A 19,283-nucleotide genomic window follows, 5' to 3' on the forward strand; every position below is an offset into this window, starting at 1 on the left:
TATGATAAACATCAATCATCTAACTATCACGCAAAACAAAGATCTACGAGATCTTGTATCTGACCTAACCATGACTATCCAAGACGGGGGAAAGGTTGCTATTATTGGTGAAGAAGGAAACGGTAAATCGACTTTACTACGAGCTTTAATGGGGGAAGCATTACCTGATTTTACTATCAGGGGTGACATCCAGTCTGACCTTCAATCACTGGCCTACATTCCTCAAAAACTCCCTGAAATCCTGAAAAAAAGATCTCTACACGACTACTTCTTTTTGGATTCTGCTGATTTAGACTACAGCATTCTTTATCGTTTGGCGGATGAGTTGCACTTTGATAGCGACCGTTTTGCTAGCGACCAAGAAATTGGTAGCCTATCAGGGGGAGAAGCTTTGAAAATTCAGCTCATCCATGAGTTAGCCAAGCCCTTTGAGATTCTATTTTTAGATGAACCTTCAAATGACCTAGACCTTGAGACAGTTGATTGGCTAAAAGGTCAGATTCGAAAGATTAGGCAAACTGTTATTTTCATTTCCCATGATGAAGACTTTCTTTCTCAAACGGCAGATACTATTGTCCACTTGCGACTGGTCAAGCATCGGAAAGAAGCAGAAACGCTAGTCGAACATTTAGACTATGATCGCTATAGTGAGCAGAGAAAGGTTAGTTTTGCAAGACAAAGTCAGCAAGCTGCTAACGACCAGAGAGCCTATGATAAAAGCATGGAAAAGCATCGCAGAGTTAAGCAAAATGTAGAAACTGCCTTACGTAACACTAAAAATGATGTTGCTGGGCGCCTATTGGCTAAAAAGATGAAAAATGTCCTTTCTCAAGAAAAACGCTACGAAAAGGCAGCTCAGTCGATGACACAAAGGCCACTTGAAGAGGAACAAATCCAACTCTTCTTCTCAGATATACAACCATTAGCGGCTTCTAAAGTCTTAGTCCAACTGGAAAAGGAAAATTTGTCCATTGGCGAACGCATTTTAGCTCAGGTGTTACAACTAACTGTCCGTGGCCAAGATAAAATCGGTATCATCGGGCCAAATGGTGTTGGAAAATCGACTTTGTTAGCCAAGTTGCAACAACTCCTAAGCGACAAAAGAGAAATTTCTCTTGGTTTTATGCCACAAGATTACCACAAAAAACTGGAATTGGATCTATCTCCAGTAGCCTATCTCAGCCAAACTGGGGAAAAAGAGGAACTACAGAAAATCCAATCTCACTTAGCCAGTCTCAATTTCAGTTATCCAGAGATGCAGCACCAAATCCGCTCCCTATCTGGTGGGCAACAAGGTAAACTCCTACTTTTGGATTTAGTGTTGCGCAAACCAAACTTTCTCCTTCTAGATGAGCCTACACGTAATTTTTCTCCCACTTCTCAACCCGAAATCAGAAAACTCTTTGCCTCCTATTCAGGCGGTCTGATAACTGTTTCGCATGACAGACGCTTCTTAAAAGAGGTCTGTACGAGTCTCTATCGTTTGTCAGAAAATGGTTTGGAAGTCGTCGCTTTACAAGATTTATAAATGTTGAACATAGCAAAAATCCAGAGCCGATCTCTGGATTCTTTTTACATTTGTTTCAAGCGTTCGATTCGCTCTGAGATAGGTGGATGGGTGTAAAATAGTTTTTGAAGTCCCCCACCTTTCTTGGGATCATCGATATAAAGAGCTCTGTTGGCATCGTCGATCTGACAGATTATGGTCTGACTTTTGTTTATATTGTATAAGCTTAAAAATCTTTTTTACTATTTTACAATTCAAAGCACTCTAATATGGCATCATCTCATATACAAAAAGCAAAACGCAACCAGATTATTAAGGACATGCAAAAGAATGGAATTCCATAGGTTGTCAGAAGTCTCATACCTTACCCCAAATGCAAATCCCATACCTAAATAGGTGATAAAGCTAGGAATAGTATAGGGTCCATGCAGATAAGCAAAAAGAAGCGATGTGGCAAACAAGCCAAAATATGTATTCTTAAATACTATCCCCTGTAACATACCTCGCATAAAGATTTCTTCCGTGACAGGTGCCAAAACACAAAGATCCACAAAAAGTACAGACCATGAAAGTGATAAACTTTGCGCAGTTTGAGTTGTGTCTGATTGGGTAGGGCCTAAAAAATTGACCAAAATATAAAACAGGAAAAGCAAGGCGTATGAAAGAAAACATTTTAAGATATCTTTTAGGTAGATTTTCCGAATGTGAAACAAGTCATACTTTTTTCCTACATATAAAAATATTGCAAGTTCCACAAGGGTAAAAAGGATTGATAGCGTTAATGAACTTATTCGCATGATTTTCTCTGCTATACTCAAATGAATCGGCATAAAAATCAAAATCAAGAAAAACGTCATCCAGCGCTTATACATCATTCACCTCAATTATATAGAATTACATATATTATACTATTTTTCTGTGAGATAACAAGTTAAAAGCGAGATAATAAAAGCAAAAATCCAGAGCCGATCTCTGGATTCTTTTTACATATGTTTTAAACGTTCAATTCGATCTGAGATAGGTGGGTGGGTGTAAAATAGTTTTTGGAGTCCGCCACCTTTCTTAGGATCATTGATGTACAGAGCACTGCTGGCATCATCGACATGGTGATGCATTGGCTCGCTATTGTCCAACTTGTGCAAGGCATTGATCATCCCTTGAGGATTGCGAGTCAGCTCCACACTGGATGCATCCGCCAAAAATTCCCTCTGACGGGAAATGGCTAATTGCACTAAGGTTGCTGCTAAGGGAGCCAAAACAATGGCTAAGAGAGAGATGACAAGCATGATAATCTCCAAACCATTTCCGTCACGATCATTATCATTCCGTCTGCGGTCTGCGCCACCCCACCACATCATCCGACCAGCCATACTAGATAAAAGAGTAATGGCACTAGCAAGGGCAACAGCAATGGTCGAAATGCGAATATCGTAGTTCCGGATATGACTGACTTCATGCCCCATGACCGATTCTAACTCCTCACGATTCATGATGGCTAGGAGACCCGAAGTGGCCGCAACTGCCGCATTTTGCGGATTGGATCCTGTCGCAAAGGCATTTAAAGAAGAATCCTCAATGATGAAAACACGTGGCATGGGGATCTGAGCGACCATGGCCATATCTTCTACTACATGGTAGAGGTCTGGTGCCGTTTGCTCATCAACCTCACGCGCCCCATTCATAGACATGACAATCTCTGTTGATTGAAAGATCATGGTTAAGGCATAGACAAAACCGACGATTAGAGCTATGATCATGCCCCCAAGACCTGAGCGCATGAAGAGATAGCCAACCGCATAACCAACCAAGGTCAAGAGTAGGAAGAAAACCAGCAACAAAATCCATGTTTTTCGTTTATTGCTCGCAATTTGATCAAACAACATCTTAGTCACCTAAACCGCTAAAGTCAACTTTAGGAACTGCTTTTTCTTCTTCAGGTGTTTGAAGGAAGTCTGCTGCTTTAAAGCCAAATAGGCCTGCGATGATGTTACTTGGAAAGCTTTCTAGTTTTACATTGTAGTTGCTGACAACACTGTTGTAGAGTTGGCGTGAATAAGAAATTTTATTTTCTGTATTGGTCAACTCTTCTTGTAATTTGATAAAGTTAGCGCTAGCTTTCAAGTCTGGGTAATTCTCTGCGACTGCAAAGATACCAGAAATCTGGCGGGTAAGGGCATCACTGGCCTTCATCGCCTCAGCTGGTGAGGTTGCTGCGGCTACTTGTCTACGAAGTTCTGTTACTTTTTCCAAGGTAGAACCTTCATATTTCGCATAGCCTTTGACTGTTTCAATCAAGTTTGGGAGGAGATCATTACGACGCTTCAACTGAACATCGATCTGGCTCCAAGCCTCCTTGGTTTGCATACGATTTCTAACCAAACCGTTATAGCTAACAATCACAAAAATAACAATCAGAGCCAAAACTCCAAGAATAATCCAAGTCATAATCTTATTCCTTTCTGCTTTTAGATTACTACCAGTATATCAAATTTTTAATGATTGTGGTAAAATAAGATGATACTAAAGAAGGAAATAACTATGAAACCAGAAACATTTTACAACCTGCTTGCCGAGCAAAATCTTCCACTTTCGGACCAGCAAAAAAAACAATTTGAACGTTATTTTGAACTCTTGGTCGAGTGGAATGAAAAGATTAATTTGACCGCTATTACAGACAAGGAAGAAGTTTATCTCAAACATTTTTATGATTCGATTGCACCCATTCTACAAGGCTTGATTCCCAATGAAAATATCAAACTGCTTGATATCGGAGCTGGGGCAGGATTTCCTAGTCTGCCGATGAAAATTCTCTATCCTCAGCTAGATGTGACCATCATTGATTCTCTAAATAAGCGCATCAACTTCCTTCAGCTTTTGGCTCAGGAGCTGGATTTGGACGGTGTACATTTTTACCATGGCCGTGCCGAAGATTTCGCTCAAGACAAGAACTTCCGTGCTCAATATGATTTTGTAACAGCTCGTGCGGTTGCCCGCATGCAGGTCTTGTCTGAATTGACCATCCCTTACCTTAAAGTTGGTGGCAAACTATTGGCACTCAAGGCCAGCAATGCGCCTGAGGAATTGTTAGAAGCTAAGAATGCCCTCAATCTCCTTTTTAGTAAAGTTGAAGACAATCTCAGCTACGCCCTACCAAATGGAGATCCGCGCTACATCACAGTGGTAGAAAAGAAAAAGGAAACACCAAATAAATATCCACGTAAGGCTGGCATGCCCAACAAACGCCCGCTTTAATCCTATCAATAGCGCACCCTTGTTTAAAGTTGAGTAAAAATGATTTACAAAATCATACCTCCCCTCATTTCTAGGCTCGGGAAAAAATGATTTACAAAATTATTCCTCGCTTTCTTATTTCTAGGATCGGGAAAAAATGATTTACAAAATCAGCCTCGCTCTTTTATTTCTAGGCTCTGGAAAAATTCGTTTACAAAACGAATTTTTTCTGCTATACTATCCTAAGCAAAGGTTTTTAATGTCATCCTGTGAGGTGACGAAGGCGTAGATTTATATAAATTTTTAAAAGATAGCTATTTTTTAAAAAGTCTTACTCTGAGGGCCTATTGCTGTAAAATAATGGGCTCTTTTTTGATGCCCAAAAGTGAGGTTTATATGAAACAAGAATCAACTGTTGATTTGTTACTAGACGTTGATCAACGTCCTTCTGCTGGTAAAGGTATTCTCCTCAGCTTCCAGCACGTTTTTGCCATGTTTGGTGCAACCATCCTCGTTCCCTTAATTTTGGGAATGCCTGTATCTGTTGCCCTTTTTGCTTCAGGTGTTGGAACACTCATCTACATGATTTCAACTGGGTTTAAAGTTCCAGTTTATCTAGGTTCTTCATTTGCCTTTATCACAGCTATGTCACTGGCTATGAAAGAAATGGGTGGGGATGTATCTGCTGCCCAAACAGGGGTGATCTTGACTGGTTTGGTCTACGTCCTTGTTGCTGCTGGTGTTCGTTTTGCAGGTACAAAATGGATTGATAAACTCTTGCCACCAATCATTATCGGTCCTATGATCATCGTTATCGGTCTCGGACTTGCAGGTTCAGCAGTTACTAACGCTGGACTTGTAGCGGACGGAAATTGGAAAAATGCTCTTGTAGCAGTTGTTACTTTCTTGATTGCTGCCTTTATCAATACTAAAGGAAAAGGCTTCCTACGAATCATTCCCTTCCTCTTTGCCATTATCGGTGGTTACCTCTTCGCACTAACTCTTGGCTTGGTTGACTTTACACCAGTCCTAGAAGCTAACTGGTTTGAAATCCCTGGTTTCTACTTACCATTTAGTACAGGCGGAGCCTTCAAAGAGTATAACCTCTACTTCGGTCCTGAAACAATCGCCATCTTGCCAATCGCTATCGTAACAATTTCTGAGCACATCGGTGACCATACAGTCCTAAGCCAAATCTGTGGGCGTCAGTTCCTGAAAGAACCAGGTCTTCACCGTACACTTCTCGGTGACGGTATTGCAACATCTGTATCTGCTTTCCTCGGTGGACCAGCTAATACGACTTACGGTGAAAATACAGGAGTTATCGGGATGACCCGTATCGCTTCTGTCTCAGTTATCCGTAACGCTGCCTTTATTGCCATCGCTCTTAGTTTCCTTGGTAAATTCACTGCCTTGATCTCAACAATCCCTAGTGCTGTACTTGGTGGAATGTCCATCCTTCTCTACGGAGTTATCGCCAGCAACGGTTTGAAAGTCTTGATCAAGGAACGCGTTGACTTCAGTCAAATGCGTAACCTCATCATTGCTAGTGCTATGTTGGTACTCGGACTTGGTGGTGCCATCCTCAAAGTAGGACCAGTTACGCTTTCAGGTACTGCTCTATCAGCTATGACAGGAATTATCTTGAACCTAATCTTACCACACGAAAATAAAGACTAGTCATCTATACACACAAAATCCACTCAGTTGAGTGGATTTTTCTGATTCTTACCTTCCCCAGGCAATCAGGAGATACATGAGACTAGATCCAAACATGTCTGCCAGAGCATGCATGAGAAAGAACGGGAGGAGATTTTTCACCTTATATTTGTACAAAAAATAATAGAATAAGCCATAAACTACACCAATAACCAGCGCCCATACTAATCCTTGATAAGTGTGAAAAGAAATCCGAATGAGGGTAGAATAAAACAAAACCCGCCACTTGTGCTTTTCTTTCACTGAGGTCAACAACCCTAGAAAGAAAAACTCTTCATAGAAGCCATTTAGCAAGGCATAGGCAATTGCCATCGGACTAAGCGCTAGGAACTTCCGTATAACTTCCATGGGATCTATGTGGGCAAAAAGAGCTGGATTTAAGTAATTGTATTCACCAGTTAGTGTCGTCACCAAGTCTCCAAACAATCCCACAATGGCAAATATAAATGGAACCCAAAAGAGAAGGGACCAGGTCCAACGAATAGGAAGCTGATTGAAATCATAATTCCGAATCAAAAGGTAAAGCAAGGCCAAGGTCAGAAATATCACTTGCAGAGTGAAGTTGCTCGAATAGGCCGCTCCTTCGCCGACAGTATCACTTGCCGTATTCATTGTAGTTGACAAACCTGTAGGAAACATACTTGCTAAAAAGAGCTCCGTTGAACGAATGATAAACAGGCCAAACATTAGAACTGTGATAATCAAAATGTCAAACCATCTCAAGTAGCGCAGGGGCTTAGTTGGGTGAATGCTTTGTAAAATTTTCATATCTCCTCCTTCTAGCAGTTAAAGATTGGTTTATTGTAAGAAAAGAAACTTAAAATTCTATAAAATTCCACTCCCATTCCTTATCCTTGATCAGTATTTCGATAGGATATTCAAAACAACCACTTTTTACGAGTAACTAGTTTCTCATTCAACCTTCCGTTTGTTTTCTATCAACAAATCTTTCAAAGAAATGATGGTTACCGCAAGTAAAATCATAGCCATACCGACAAAGTCAATCGCATAGAATTGCTCCTTCATAATCAGAAAAGCAAAGAAAACAGCAGAGATGGGCTCTATGGAAGCCAATAAACTAGACTTAACAGGGCCTATCAAACTAGCTCCCTTTAGAAAAGCTGTATAGGCAAAGACCGTGCCAATGATGATAATGCAAACAAATGCAAAAAGAAAATCCAAGCTGGTCGGTATACTGACCTGCAAAACCCCTGTGAAGGGAAGAGCCACCACTCCAGAAATAACCATGCCCACACCAATCACCAACATACTTCCCCATTTCTTAATCAAAGTAATAGGAAGAATGATATAAAGGGCATAGGTCAAGGCAGAAAAGAGTCCCCAGAAAAGACCGGCAGGTGTGACAGACAACTGGTCAAGTTCCCCATGCGTCGCGATAAGAAAAGTTCCTCCAATTGCTAAACCAATCGAAATAATCTCAGCCAGAGTAGGCGCCACCTTGTCCTTGATACAGGTATAAATCAAGATCCCAACAGGACATACATACTGGAGAACCGTAGCCGTTCCAGCATTGGTTTCCTGAATGGCAGAAAGATAGGCAAACTGGTTTAAGAAAAGTCCAAACAAGGCAAACAACAGCAGAGATAAAAGGCTTTTTCTGTCTTTTAAAAAAGCAAAGAGTTTATCCTTTGCAGTCGCATAGGTTAAAAACACCAGAGCTAATCCTGCAATGATAAGTCGCAGATTGGTCAAGACTAGAGCGGAAATCCCATGTGCCATCAGGTATTGGCCACTGGTTCCAGACAAGCCCCAAGCAATCCCTGCCACTACTGTATATAGAGTTCCTTTTACGGTTTTTGACATGCTTTCTCCCTACTCTCCCCTACGAATCATATCCATGACTTGGTTTCGATCGATTATCCACTGGGCACGCTCATCCTTCTCATACGTTCGATTGGATAAAAAGATAGCGGCTTCCTGCTTCTCTCGGTTCCACATGATGAAGGTACCTGTATAGCCCGTATGGTCTAGCCAAGCCCCCTCCAGATTCCAGGCTAGCGAACGCTCCTTATCATCTAAGGGAGAAAAATTGTGGCTCAAATCTGCAGCAAAATCATCTTTCAAGTAATGTTCCAGAAAGATTTGCAAATCCTTAACAGTTGAAAATAAGCCTGCACTTCCAGCGTGTTTTCCTAAAAGACGAGCCTTAGGATCATGAACAATACCTGCCTCTACTCCTCTCACTGTTGGTACAGCAACCTCAACGGGACCAAACATCGTTTCCTTCATCCCCCATGGTTTCAAAACTTGTTCTTCTATAATCTGATCCAAGTCTTGGTTAAAGATTTTTTCCAAAAGAAAGCCCAAGAGTAAAAAATGAACGTCCGAGTATAGAAAAGCAGGCTGACTTCGTCTGTTGAGGTGAAACATAGCTTCTCTCAATTCCTCAGCGCTTAACTGGTCTCTGTTAGGAATAAAGGGATCTAAGTCTGTAGCATGGGTCAGAAGTTGCCGTATAGTAATATCTGGGTAATCACACTCAACTAAAAAATCCGTCACTGGTCGATCAATATCTAATTTGCCCTGCTGCCACAAGAAGGTAAGAACTGTCCCTACTCCCACAACCTTACTCACACTGGCTAGGTCATAGACTAGCCCTGACTCTGTTTTCAAACCTCTCTCAGGATCACTCAAGCCTAGGTAAGATTCTCTCCATTCTCCGTCCTTAAAATACGCAAAAGAGGCCCCGGGATAGACCCCTGCCTCGATTTGATTTTCTATTTTTCTTAGAATTTTTTCCCACTTCATGCTTCTTCAAACCACAATTCGATATTATTGTTGTCTTTACCAAGGAAGAATTTTTCAGACTTGGGAACAAAATAGCTTGTCTTTTCAAATTTCTGACGAAGACTAGTTAAATCTAGATCCTTTACCAAAAATTTCAGCATCGTCAAGTCCCAAGTGACGTTGTTTTCAACAGCTAAATCTGGACCTTGCCCTTCCGTAAAGGTGATAACTGTCCCCACTTTTTCAGGATCGAGTATACTCTCCGTCCCCTCAGGCAGACGCAACTCCATAGAAATCTCAAATTGACTCAAGTATTTTATACTTTTATTTGAAGAAAAATCAGGAACAGTTTTCAGTGGAACCAAATCTCTTATATCATTTTCCGCATGAACAAGAATCACATCCTGTTCAGGAGAAACAATCTCAAAAGCATAACCACGGCTTCCTTTAAACAGGCGAGGAAGAGACTCCATCTGATAGAGAAGAGCCTCTATTTCTGAAGGATTTTCTAATTTGATCAAGAGTCTAGCTAGTTTCTTAAGCCCTTCAACTCTCCGAGTTCGCATACTGGGAGCCTCTTCGAGAATCAACTTCTCAACACCTGATTGGTCACCAAGTGAAAGGAAAGCAGATTCTTCTAATAAGGGCTTCATCCCAAGAGTTTCAATGTAAAATATTTCGTTTAATTTTCGGTTATTGACCTTCAAAGTCGGAATAATTTGTATCATTTGATTTGCATTCATAGCTTCCTCCAACTCTTTTATTTTAAAGGATTTTAGGATTTTTTACAAGCTATTCCACTTAAATTCTAGAATTTTTTACAAAAATTTCCGATAAAAAAACTGGGATTCCCCAGTTTCATTTTATTATAGGTAAAGTAGTTTAAAGACTGCTACTGCTGCAATACCAGCTGCGATTGGTGCTACAACTGGAACCCATGCATACCACCATTTTGAATCACCCTTGTGTTGACCAAGAACTGATTTTGGAAGGAGTTCGTGAAGAAGACGTGGTCCGAAGTCACGAGCTGGGTTCAAACCAGGTCCAGTAGGTCCGCCAAGTGAAGTTACCAAGGCCATCACGAGGAATCCAAGTGCCAAGTGAGCAACTGAGAGTCCAGCAGCTGTATGTGGTGCTACTTGAGCTTTCACTGCTAATTCACTTAAATCAACAGTTTGACCAGCCTGAGTAGCCATTTGTTTCATGTATTGAAGAACCTCAGCACCGAAAAAGTTTTTAGTCAAACCAAGCGCTGCAAAGAAAAGAACAAATGAACCTACAAACTCATTTAGGAAACCATTAACCGTTGCTGCGAAACGTGATTCTTTTGTACCGTGGTCGATGCTTGAAATCGTTGAGAAGGTACCCAAGATATTGTTTGGGTTTTCTGTTTTCAAGTAGTATGGACGGTGAGTCGCTACAACCAAAGCTTGACCAAAAATTGCTCCTAAAACTTGCGCAAGAATGTAAAATGGTACTTGATCCCAAGAGAAAAGTCCGCTAACAGCAAGTCCAAGAGTGAAAGCTGGGTTGATGTGGTTACCAGAAACGTTACCGAACATCAAGGCTGGGATCATAACCCCCATACCGTAACCAACAGCGATAACGAGCCAGCCACTTTGGTGACCTTTCGTACCTTTAAGTTCAACGTTGGCAACTGCACCATTTCCAAGAATGATCAAAATAGCAGTTCCCAAAAATTCAGTGGCATATTTAATAGCCCATGTAAAATCCATTTGATAGATTCTCCTTAATTTTTTTTAGACAATCCTTATTCTATCAATTTTTAGGCCTTTTCGCAACCGATTTTCTAAAAGAATCTCTGGAAAACGCTTTATTTAACTTATCTTTAAGAAAAGGACAAAAGAAGTCAAACTCCTTTCATCCTTTTCATTACTCTTGACGCTGACCAAAATCTGCAATCATCTGCTCCATCTCTTGGCGGCTCGGAGTGGTCAGCATATAAAGGTAGTCACCTTGCAGCTCTGCAAAGGCTGCTGGCATGATTTTCTTGACCTTAAATTGCTGACTGTATTTGGCAAGCAAGTCCTCTTCTGAATAAACATAGTTAGCATTTGCACGACGTGATGTAGCCAAACAATACTGGGGCTCAAACTCTGATGTAGAAAACTCTTCACCCGCGACAATAGTCGCATAGCCTCGGTAGAGGTCCAAGGAATGAGCAAAGTTATAAACATCAATGGTAAAACCACCTGCAGGACGATTATTGTACTCAATGGCAATGTAGTCGTCCCCGTCACGGAAAAACTCGATATGGAAAAAGCGTTCTCTCATTCCAAATTCCTTGACTATAGCCTCACCATACTTGCGTAGTTTGGGATCCATATCCTTGAGAACATAGTAGGAATTGTCCATCTTATAAATCATGAGATCAAGTGGTGTATGGGCATAATCAAAAGTCGTTGAAAAGACGATATTGCCATCCTTGTCCACAAGCCCGTCAAAGGTACAGATTTCGCTAGAAGTAACAAATTTCTCAAAGAAATAAACGGTCGAATGATCCCATTCTTTCTTGAACCGGTCCACATCTTCCTGACTTTCCAACTTAAAGGTGGCTGCCGCTCCCACTCCATTATCAGGTTTGGCAATCATTGGTAGACCGATTTCTTTCACAGCTTTATCCACATCTGCTTCTGTCTGGATAACAGCTCCAGGTACCACAGGGACACCTGCTTTTTTGAAAAGTTTCTTCATTTCAGACTTAAACTTGGTCTTTTTGAGATCCTCTGGTTTGGCACCAAAGACATTAAATTGCTCACGAAGGGCTGCGTCTAGCTCAAGCCAGTATTCATTGTGGGACTCGATGCGGTCGATTGGACCATGCTTGTAGAAAAGGAAGGCTACTGCACGTTTGACTTCGTCTATGTTCTCAAGATTGTCCACACGGAAATACTCGGTCAAGCTATTGCGCAAAGGTTCATCTAGTTGTTCGTAAGGCTCCTGACCAATTCCCAAGACTGTGATGCCTTTATTGGCTAACTCGATGGTAAACTGTTGAAAGTTTTGCGGATAGTAGGGAGAAATAACAAGGTAATTCATAGGCAACTCCTTTTATAGATACAGGTGTCCAAGAAAATAAGGCATTTGTTTACGCCACCATTCCCAGTCGTGGGCGACATCGTGTCCCCATTCAGCAAACCAGGCTGGAATTTGTTTCTGGTCAAAGGCTTCTTTGAGCTTGTAGAAAGATGGTAGACCGTCTTGTTCCCAGGCACCAAGTCCCGTACAAACGACAATCTCCGCCTGACGGTAACGATCGATAAACCAGCCGTCATTCTGATTCCAGATATAATCTACTGGCGAATTTTGGTAAATAGCATCATCATTGTAGTAATCGCCGACAAAGAAACGCGCGTCGTAAACACCGCTGAGAGCAATCACCTTGGTAAAGACATCTGGATGCTGGAGGAAAAAGTTGAGTGCATGGTAGGCACCCATTGAGCAACCTGTCGTCATCATGCCATCAAACCAACCTGTCTTATGCTTGATAAAAGGAATGGCCTCCTCAATCACATAGCGTTCGTAGGCACGATGCATCTCCGCCTGGTCATGACCATTTTTCCAAGTAGCCAGCCAGCTCTCACTGTCAACACTGGAGAGAGTAAAGAACTGGACACACCCTTCCTCGATAAAGGAAGCACAGGCGTCGATCATGCCAAAATCATAGTATTCGTTGTGACTACCTCCAGATGAAGCAAAAACCACAACTGGAATCCCAGCATGCCCATAACGGTTGAGGTACATTTCACGATTAAGATTGCCACTCCAGTGGCTGAGGTTTTCAATATGCATTGGCTTTCTCCTTTCTTAACTTACCATTTCTCTGCAAAAAATCGGAGACAGTCTGGTAAATTTTCCGACCATGGAATCTCACTATGGATGGCTCCAGACTGAACTTTCAAGACAAGATTATCCAAGCCTACTCCACCTGCAATCAAATCATGGTAATAGCGAAGCGACGAGTCGATATAGGCTTGCTTGATATTGCCAGCCATTAGGGTCTTGTCCGTATCGTCTGCTTCTTCTGTCCCTACATAGATAAAAATGCGCTGTTCAGGCGACAATTTCTTACGCTCGATGTAGCGGTTAAAGGCCTCTTGGTGGAGCCAGTTAGCAGATGAAAATACACCTAGGCAACCAATTCGATCTTGGTATTCCAGTCCGATAAACTGAGTAATATTGCCTCCTAGTGACGAACCAATCATAGCAGTATGCTGGCGATCAGCTTTGGTACGATAGGTTTCATCGATAAAAGGCTTGACCACCTCCATGACAAACTCGGCATACTCCACACCCTTACCGCCAAACTGCTGCCCTGGGATAGGAGATTCTTGAAACTTCCAAGCCGCATACTCATTCATCCGTCCCATACCATCATTGTCAATAGCAACAACAATCATGCGACTGATATCAGGATTCCGTTTAATGGCTGGAATAATCTTACAAGAGTGCCCGATATAAGACTCCTTGCTGTAAAAGACATTTTGCCCATCATGAAAGTATACAACTGGATAAAAACGGTCGGTGTCTTTCTCGTAGTCCTTAGGCAGAAGCACACGCACACGACGCTCTTTTCCTGTATAAGGAACCTTGAGTTTATGTTCTTTCATTTTTAAGTAAAAGTAGGAATGATTCATTGTCAGAAAACTCTCTATATTCAAAATTTTATCTCATTATACCATAAAAATAGAAAAAAAGTCAGTAATTGTCCATTTTAAGGATAAATAACTAACTTTTCTCATTTAATATTCTGAATTCTTCTGGATTTTCTGATTAGAGGAGGTTGTCAATTAACTCATCGACAGCATCTTTTTCAGCCTGAGGCGTGATCTTAGTGATCATAATTCCAGCCACTGCTCGCTCAACCAAACCTTCAACATCCATCCATTTTTCATACTTCTCAGCATTCTCTATCTTAGGATTGGTCTTAGGACGATCAGGCGCAAAAATAGTACAGCAGTCCTCAAACGGCTGGATAGAAATTTCAAAGGTATCGATTTCCTGAGCGATGTCAATGATTTCCAACTTGTCCATAGTGACCACAGGGCGGATGATGGGAGTGTTGGTCACAGCGTTGATAGCCTGCATACTTTCCAAGGTCTGGCTGGCTACTTGACCTAGACTCTCCCCATTGATAATGACTAGACCCTTTCTCACCTCACGGATACGGTCAGTAATGCGCATCATAAAGCGACGCGTCAAGGTCATGAGATAGGCTTCTGGCGCCTTTGCCTTGATTTCTTCTTGAATCTCAGTAAAAGGCACTTCGATAAATTGGATATTGCCACCAAACTTGGTCAATTTACGGGTCAAATCTTGGGCTTTTTTGAGAGCTCCAGGACTTGTGTAAGGTGGGCTGGCAAAGTGAACGGCTTCAATATCCACCCCACGTTTAAGGGCTAGATAACCTGCTACAGGTGAATCAATCCCTCCTGACAACATGAGCATACCCTTACCAGAAGTCCCCACAGGCAAGCCACCTGCTCCACTAATAGTTTCATAAGAAAGATAAGCTGCTTCCTCACGAATCTCCACCTGAAGATTGATATCGGGATTCTTCATCTGGGCTTGAATGGTTGGGATAGCTTCGAAAACAGCACCACCAAGCGTTTGGTTGAGTTCACGACTGTCGAGTTCAAAGTTGTGGTCGCTGCGCTTACTAGAAATCTTAAAGGTCATCCCTTCCTTGTAGATGTCTTTCATAATCTCTTGCACGGCAGACTTAAGCCTTACAACTGACTTTTCAATCTTATACACAGGAGAAAAGTTTTGAATTCCAAAGACTTGTTTGAGTGATTCTGCAACCGCTGTATAGTCGACTCCATTGAGATAAGCGTGAGCACGGTCGCGATCAGCGGTTACCTTAACTTGGGGATAGATGGACAAGACGTCCGAAATATTATTGCGAAGTTTATTGATGAACCGCATACGGTTTTTACCCTTGGTTGACAACTCTCCGTAGCGAATCATAATTTCTGAATACTGCATGAATGCTCCTATCTTACTTTTCTAGTTTGATTGTAAATTAATTTTAGCTTGGTCAAAAACTGCTCAACCTGACTCATATCATTTTCAAGGTCTAGGCTTAGACGCACAGCTGACTGGGCTTTATCTTTGTCCACTCCCATGGCAATCAAGGTACCTGCAGGTTTTCCTGCCTTAGATGAACAAGCAGAGGTTGTGGAAATGAAAATATCATAGTCTTCAAAGGCGTGAACAATGACCTCACCACGAACACCCTTAATCCCAAAAGTCAAAATATGAGGGGCGAAGTCTTCCTCATCTGAAAAGATAAGAATATCTGGATAATCCAAAAGTGCTTGGCTAATGACTGATCTCATCTGCCCTGTCTTACTAGCAAAGATATCTAATTTTTCCATAGATAAACGGAGAGCCTTGGCTGTTGCGGCAATTCCTGCCACATTTTCAGTTGTTGAGCGATAATCGTGCTCTTGACCACCACCTGTCAAAAGAGGCGTAATTTTCTTACCAGACTTGATATAGACAAAGCCAACGCCTCGAACGCCATGAAACTTATGACTTGAGAAGGTCGCAAAATCCACTCGATCTGTCAGATATTTTTCAGTCGGAATCTTAGCAAGTGCTTGGACTGCATCCACGTGGAAGGAAATGGTTGGTTTATCAGCTAAAAGTTCTGAAATAGCTTCAATAGGTTGAATAGACCCAATTTCATTGTTTACTGCCATAATGGAGACGAGGGTCGTATCAGGTCGTATCAAAGCTCCTAGAGCCTCAACATCCACAAACCCTCTGCTATCAACTGGAGCAAAATCCACCTCAAAACCTTGACCTTTTAGCCAGAGGGCTGATTCCTTGACTGCTGGATGTTCAATGGCTGATACGATGATGTGCTTGCCAAACTGGGATTTTTCAAAGGCCACACCTTTGATGACCCAGTTATCTCCTTCTGTTCCACCAGAGGTAAGGAAGATTTCATCACTCTTCTTGCCAATCAAATCTGCAATTTGCTGACGGGAAGCATCTAAAATTCGTGTTGCCTGATCTCCCAAACGATGGAGACTAGATGGATTTCCTACAATTTTTGAAGCGACCTGCATATAGGTCTCAAGAGCTTCAGGATAGGGCTTAGTTGTCGCTGAATTATCAAAGTAGATCATGTTTTCTCACGCTTTCTAAAATCACTCCTTCTATTTTATCATGAAACAAAGCTTACGACAAGAAAGGGAAGTTTCTCTTTTTTTAAGATTTTTTTAAAGAAATGAGGTATAATAAATCATAATCAAAGGAGAGTATCATGTCTAACTATCGTAGAACTTCAAAACCAAAAACAGAACACATCAAAAAGGGATTCACTGTCTTTCAAAAAACGATTGCTACCATCGGTAGTATCCTTGGTCTGATCACCGCTAGTATCACCATTATGAACGCTATGGATAATAATAAAAACAACAAAAAAGAACCGACGACAACCCAAACAACTGTTGTCAAGGAAATTCAAAAGGAATCGCCTCAGGAAAATACTACACCTAACAAGGACAACACTTCTACTAAAGAAAATACCCCGCAAGAAGAAACTTCTCAATCCAACAAGAAAGAGGAGAAAAAAGAAGAACAAAAAACAACAACTCAGGACTCTTCTACACCAGCTACAAATAAAGAAACAAGCGATAGCGGTACACAGTCAAATACGACGAGTTCAGAAACTAAAACGAACCAGTAATCACAAAAATAACTTCTTTCCAAATTTGGAAAGAAGCTGTTTTTTTATTGTTGCAATACTTTTCGCGGTTTGGTTCCTTCAGCTGGACCGATAACACCTGCCATCTCAAGTTCTTCCATCAGGCGGGTCGCACGGTTAAATCCAACTGACAAACGACGTTGAATCATGGAAGCACTGGCTTTCTGCGTCTCAATAACCAGAGCCTTGGCTTCCTCAAAGAGCGGATCGCCACCAGCTTCACCATCTGAAAATTCTCCTTCATTTTCAGAAACCTCACCTGGGTCAAAACTCTCATCATAGTCCGCATCAGCCTGAGCCTTGATAAAGTTTACGATGCGTTCGACATCATCATCCGAGATAAAGGATCCTTGCAGGCGGACTGGGTGATTTTCATCAATTGGTTTAAAGAGCATGTCTCCTCGACCAAGCAGTTTTTCTGCTCCATTTTCATCCAAGATGGTTCGTGAATCTGTACCTGATGAAACTGCAAAAGCTACACGAGATGGGACATTGGCCTTGATGAGACCAGAGATAACATCGACTGATGGGCGTTGCGTTGCGAGAATCATATGAATCCCTGCAGCACGCGCCTTCTGTCCGAGACGAATGATGGCATCTTCCACTTCTTTGCTGGCCACCATCATGAGGTCAGCCAACTCGTCTACAATGACAACAATCAAAGGAAGCGGTACTTGTTTGTACTCAGATTGGCTATTAAATTCCTCGACCTTAGCATTGTAGCCAGCGATATTTCGCACACCAACCTTAGCAAAGAGTTCATAACGGTTTTCCATTTCATCCACGACCTTTTGCAAAGCCTTACTGGCCTTGCGTGGATTGGTCACAACTGGAATCAAGAGGTGAGGAATGTCGTTGTAAACCGATAACTCAACCATCTTAGGATCCACCATCATAAACTTGACCTGGTCGGGTCTTGCCTTCATCAGAATGCTAGCGATAATACCATTAACTGCGACTGATTTCCCTGATCCCGTCGAACCTGCAACAAGTAGGTGGGGCATCTTGGAAAGATCAAAGGTTCGAGCCGTTCCATTGACAGCCTTCCCTAGAGGAATTTCGAGGAGATTTTCTGGTTTAGTTTGAGACTGTTCCCAGAGTTCTCGGAAGGAAACGGTCGCAATTTCAGAGTTGGGTACCTCAATTCCGACTAAGGATTTACCAGGTATTGGAGCCTCAATCCGAACATCCTTAGCTGCTAGAGCTAGCGCTAAGTCGTCTGCCAGATTGGAAATGCGGTTAACCCGTACACCGACTGCTGGCTTGACTTCATATTTTGTAACAGATGGACCGATTTCAGCCCGTTCCACCGTCACCTTGATACCAAAGCTGGCAAAGGTTTCTTCTAGGATTTTGATATTTTCTCGAACAATCTTCTTTTCCTTGGACTGATCTTTGGGTTTATCTGGCGCAAAGAGTTGCAAGCTTGGCAGCTTGTATTCGAGGGCTTCCTTGGCAGAAAAATCAACCTGCACCTCTTCATCCTCAAAGTCTTCTTCCACATCTGGAACGTCAAAATCAGCTTGAGGGAGGATAATCTCCGGTTCGATCCATTCTTCCTCAGGAATTGGTGGGAAGTCATATTCTGGTACTTCAGATAAGATTTCTCCCGTTTCAGGATCTACAGGAGGAAGCGGTAATGCATCCTGTTCTTCTTGTTCTCTCTTGATTCTAGCTGCTTCTTCAGCTTCTTGACGAGCCTTCTCTTCTTCTCTCTTGATGAAGCGTTCTTGTTTTCTCTGTTCCTGTTTTTCCATGAAAGATCTGAACTGCGCCCCAATAAAGGCTGCAACATCATAAATAGACCAAGGACTAACCAAGAGTGCCCCAACTAGAATCAAAAGAACTCCAATAAAGTATGATCCGATATTTGAGAAAAGAAAGGCAATGGGGATATAAAGTCCAACACCAAGCAGGCCTCCACCAGCAAAGCTCGTCACACGCATACCAGTCAGGTCCGTCATAACTTGAGCCAAGGTTCCTTTTAAAACTGACTGCTCCAAGCCATATTTCCATACCAAGTAGGCCTCAAAAATCAAGAGCAAGCCAGCAAAGATACAAAGAAATCCTGACAGAAGCCCCTCCTTCTTGCGTATCCATTTAAAAAGAAAAAGATAGATGAGGAGGGCACCTATAGCCACGTAGGCCAAACTTCCGACCACCAGTCGAATGAGATTATAAAGAGTAATACCCGCCGCACCAAGTTTGAGGGCTGCAATAATTAACAATAAGGCAATTCCTAAGGAAATCAGCATCCTCTGGATAGCCTGTTTTCTTTCGAGTTCTGCTTTAGACGGTCTCCGTCTTGTTTTTGTAGTATTCTTGTTTGCCATTCTT

Annotated in this window: 18 protein-coding genes and 1 pseudogene; 4 read left to right on the top strand and 15 right to left on the bottom strand. The window is 41.9% G+C overall.

Translation table 11 applies throughout. The annotated features are described in order from the left end of the window. Position 1: 1 nt before the first annotated feature. The gene (locus B7708_RS03920) at positions 2-1,528 is read left to right on the top strand and encodes an ATP-binding cassette domain-containing protein (protein WP_084973901.1); all 1,527 of its coding nucleotides are present in this window, start codon (positions 2-4) and stop codon (positions 1,526-1,528) included. Between the two features lie 44 nt (positions 1,529-1,572). Here the strand turns inward: B7708_RS03920 and B7708_RS10045 are convergent. From B7708_RS10045 to B7708_RS03935, 4 genes and pseudogenes are all read right to left on the bottom strand, one after another. Further along, positions 1,573-1,692 (bottom strand): annotated as a pseudogene (locus B7708_RS10045) (zinc metalloprotease HtpX); the annotation flags it as partial. Positions 1,693-1,782: 90 nt separating this feature from the next. Next, positions 1,783-2,364, bottom strand: a complete 582-nt coding sequence (locus B7708_RS03925) for a CPBP family intramembrane glutamic endopeptidase (RefSeq protein ID WP_239822459.1) — start codon at positions 2,362-2,364, stop codon at positions 1,783-1,785. Between the two features lie 126 nt (positions 2,365-2,490). Further along, positions 2,491-3,390 carry a zinc metalloprotease HtpX gene (gene htpX, locus B7708_RS03930; protein ID WP_084973905.1) on the bottom strand — a complete coding sequence of 300 codons (900 nt, stop codon included), beginning with the start codon at positions 3,388-3,390 and terminating at the stop codon, positions 2,491-2,493. A 1-nt stretch (position 3,391) separates the two neighbouring features. Further along, positions 3,392-3,952 (bottom strand): LemA family protein, encoded by a 561-nt coding sequence (locus B7708_RS03935; RefSeq protein WP_007521503.1) that lies wholly within the window; start codon positions 3,950-3,952, stop codon positions 3,392-3,394. A gap of 93 nt (positions 3,953-4,045) precedes the next feature. On the opposite strand from B7708_RS03935, the gene rsmG reads away from it, so the two are divergent. Both rsmG and B7708_RS03945 read left to right on the top strand, forming a co-directional pair. Then, entirely contained in the window at positions 4,046-4,759 is a 714-nt protein-coding gene (gene rsmG, locus B7708_RS03940; protein WP_084863158.1) for a 16S rRNA (guanine(527)-N(7))-methyltransferase RsmG, read from the top strand. 375 nt (positions 4,760-5,134) lie between these two features. Next, entirely contained in the window at positions 5,135-6,418 is a 1,284-nt protein-coding gene (locus B7708_RS03945) for a uracil-xanthine permease family protein (protein ID WP_084973907.1), read from the top strand. Between the two features lie 48 nt (positions 6,419-6,466). Here the strand turns inward: B7708_RS03945 and B7708_RS03950 are convergent, their stop codons facing one another. The 10 genes from B7708_RS03950 to B7708_RS03995 all read right to left on the bottom strand — a co-directional run bounded on the left by B7708_RS03950 (position 6,467) and on the right by B7708_RS03995 (position 16,365). Continuing rightward, positions 6,467-7,225, bottom strand: a complete 759-nt coding sequence (locus B7708_RS03950; RefSeq protein ID WP_084973909.1) for a CPBP family intramembrane glutamic endopeptidase — start codon at positions 7,223-7,225, stop codon at positions 6,467-6,469. Positions 7,226-7,369: 144 nt separating this feature from the next. Then, positions 7,370-8,281 (bottom strand): DMT family transporter, encoded by a 912-nt coding sequence (locus B7708_RS03955; RefSeq protein WP_084973911.1) that lies wholly within the window; start codon positions 8,279-8,281, stop codon positions 7,370-7,372. A 9-nt stretch (positions 8,282-8,290) separates the two neighbouring features. Next, on the bottom strand, positions 8,291-9,226 hold the full coding sequence (locus tag B7708_RS03960) for a serine hydrolase domain-containing protein (RefSeq protein ID WP_084973913.1): 936 nt from the start codon (positions 9,224-9,226) through the stop codon (positions 8,291-8,293). Further along, on the bottom strand, positions 9,223-9,948 hold the full coding sequence (locus tag B7708_RS03965) for a CppA N-terminal domain-containing protein (RefSeq protein WP_084973916.1): 726 nt from the start codon (positions 9,946-9,948) through the stop codon (positions 9,223-9,225). The genes B7708_RS03960 and B7708_RS03965 overlap by 4 nt, the downstream gene beginning before the upstream one ends. Before the next feature lie 123 nt (positions 9,949-10,071). Further along, on the bottom strand, positions 10,072-10,941 hold the full coding sequence (gene gla / locus B7708_RS03970; protein WP_084973918.1) for an aquaglyceroporin Gla: 870 nt from the start codon (positions 10,939-10,941) through the stop codon (positions 10,072-10,074). 157 nt (positions 10,942-11,098) lie between these two features. After that, positions 11,099-12,265, bottom strand: a complete 1,167-nt coding sequence (locus B7708_RS03975) for an ATP-grasp domain-containing protein (RefSeq protein ID WP_084973920.1) — start codon at positions 12,263-12,265, stop codon at positions 11,099-11,101. A 12-nt stretch (positions 12,266-12,277) separates the two neighbouring features. After that, positions 12,278-13,018 carry an esterase family protein gene (locus B7708_RS03980; protein WP_084933088.1) on the bottom strand — a complete coding sequence of 247 codons (741 nt, stop codon included), beginning with the start codon at positions 13,016-13,018 and terminating at the stop codon, positions 12,278-12,280. Between the two features lie 20 nt (positions 13,019-13,038). Beyond that, positions 13,039-13,863, bottom strand: a complete 825-nt coding sequence (locus B7708_RS03985) for an alpha/beta hydrolase (RefSeq protein WP_084973922.1) — start codon at positions 13,861-13,863, stop codon at positions 13,039-13,041. Between the two features lie 136 nt (positions 13,864-13,999). Then, positions 14,000-15,214, bottom strand: a complete 1,215-nt coding sequence (thiI, locus tag B7708_RS03990) for a tRNA uracil 4-sulfurtransferase ThiI (protein WP_084973923.1) — start codon at positions 15,212-15,214, stop codon at positions 14,000-14,002. 8 nt (positions 15,215-15,222) lie between these two features. Continuing rightward, the gene (locus tag B7708_RS03995; protein WP_084973925.1) at positions 15,223-16,365 is read right to left on the bottom strand and encodes a cysteine desulfurase family protein; all 1,143 of its coding nucleotides are present in this window, start codon (positions 16,363-16,365) and stop codon (positions 15,223-15,225) included. Between the two features lie 137 nt (positions 16,366-16,502). Here B7708_RS03995 and B7708_RS04000 point away from each other — a divergent pair, with 137 nt between their 5' ends. Next, positions 16,503-16,928, top strand: a complete 426-nt coding sequence (locus B7708_RS04000) for a DUF6556 family protein (protein ID WP_084973927.1) — start codon at positions 16,503-16,505, stop codon at positions 16,926-16,928. Positions 16,929-16,972: 44 nt separating this feature from the next. Here the strand turns inward: B7708_RS04000 and B7708_RS04005 are convergent, their stop codons facing one another. Beyond that, on the bottom strand, positions 16,973-19,279 hold the full coding sequence (locus B7708_RS04005; protein ID WP_084974008.1) for a DNA translocase FtsK: 2,307 nt from the start codon (positions 19,277-19,279) through the stop codon (positions 16,973-16,975). Positions 19,280-19,283: the final 4 nt, after the last annotated feature.

The sequence above is a fragment of the Streptococcus oralis subsp. dentisani genome (assembly GCF_002096615.1).
Classification (GTDB): Bacteria; Bacillota; Bacilli; order Lactobacillales; family Streptococcaceae; genus Streptococcus; species Streptococcus oralis_U.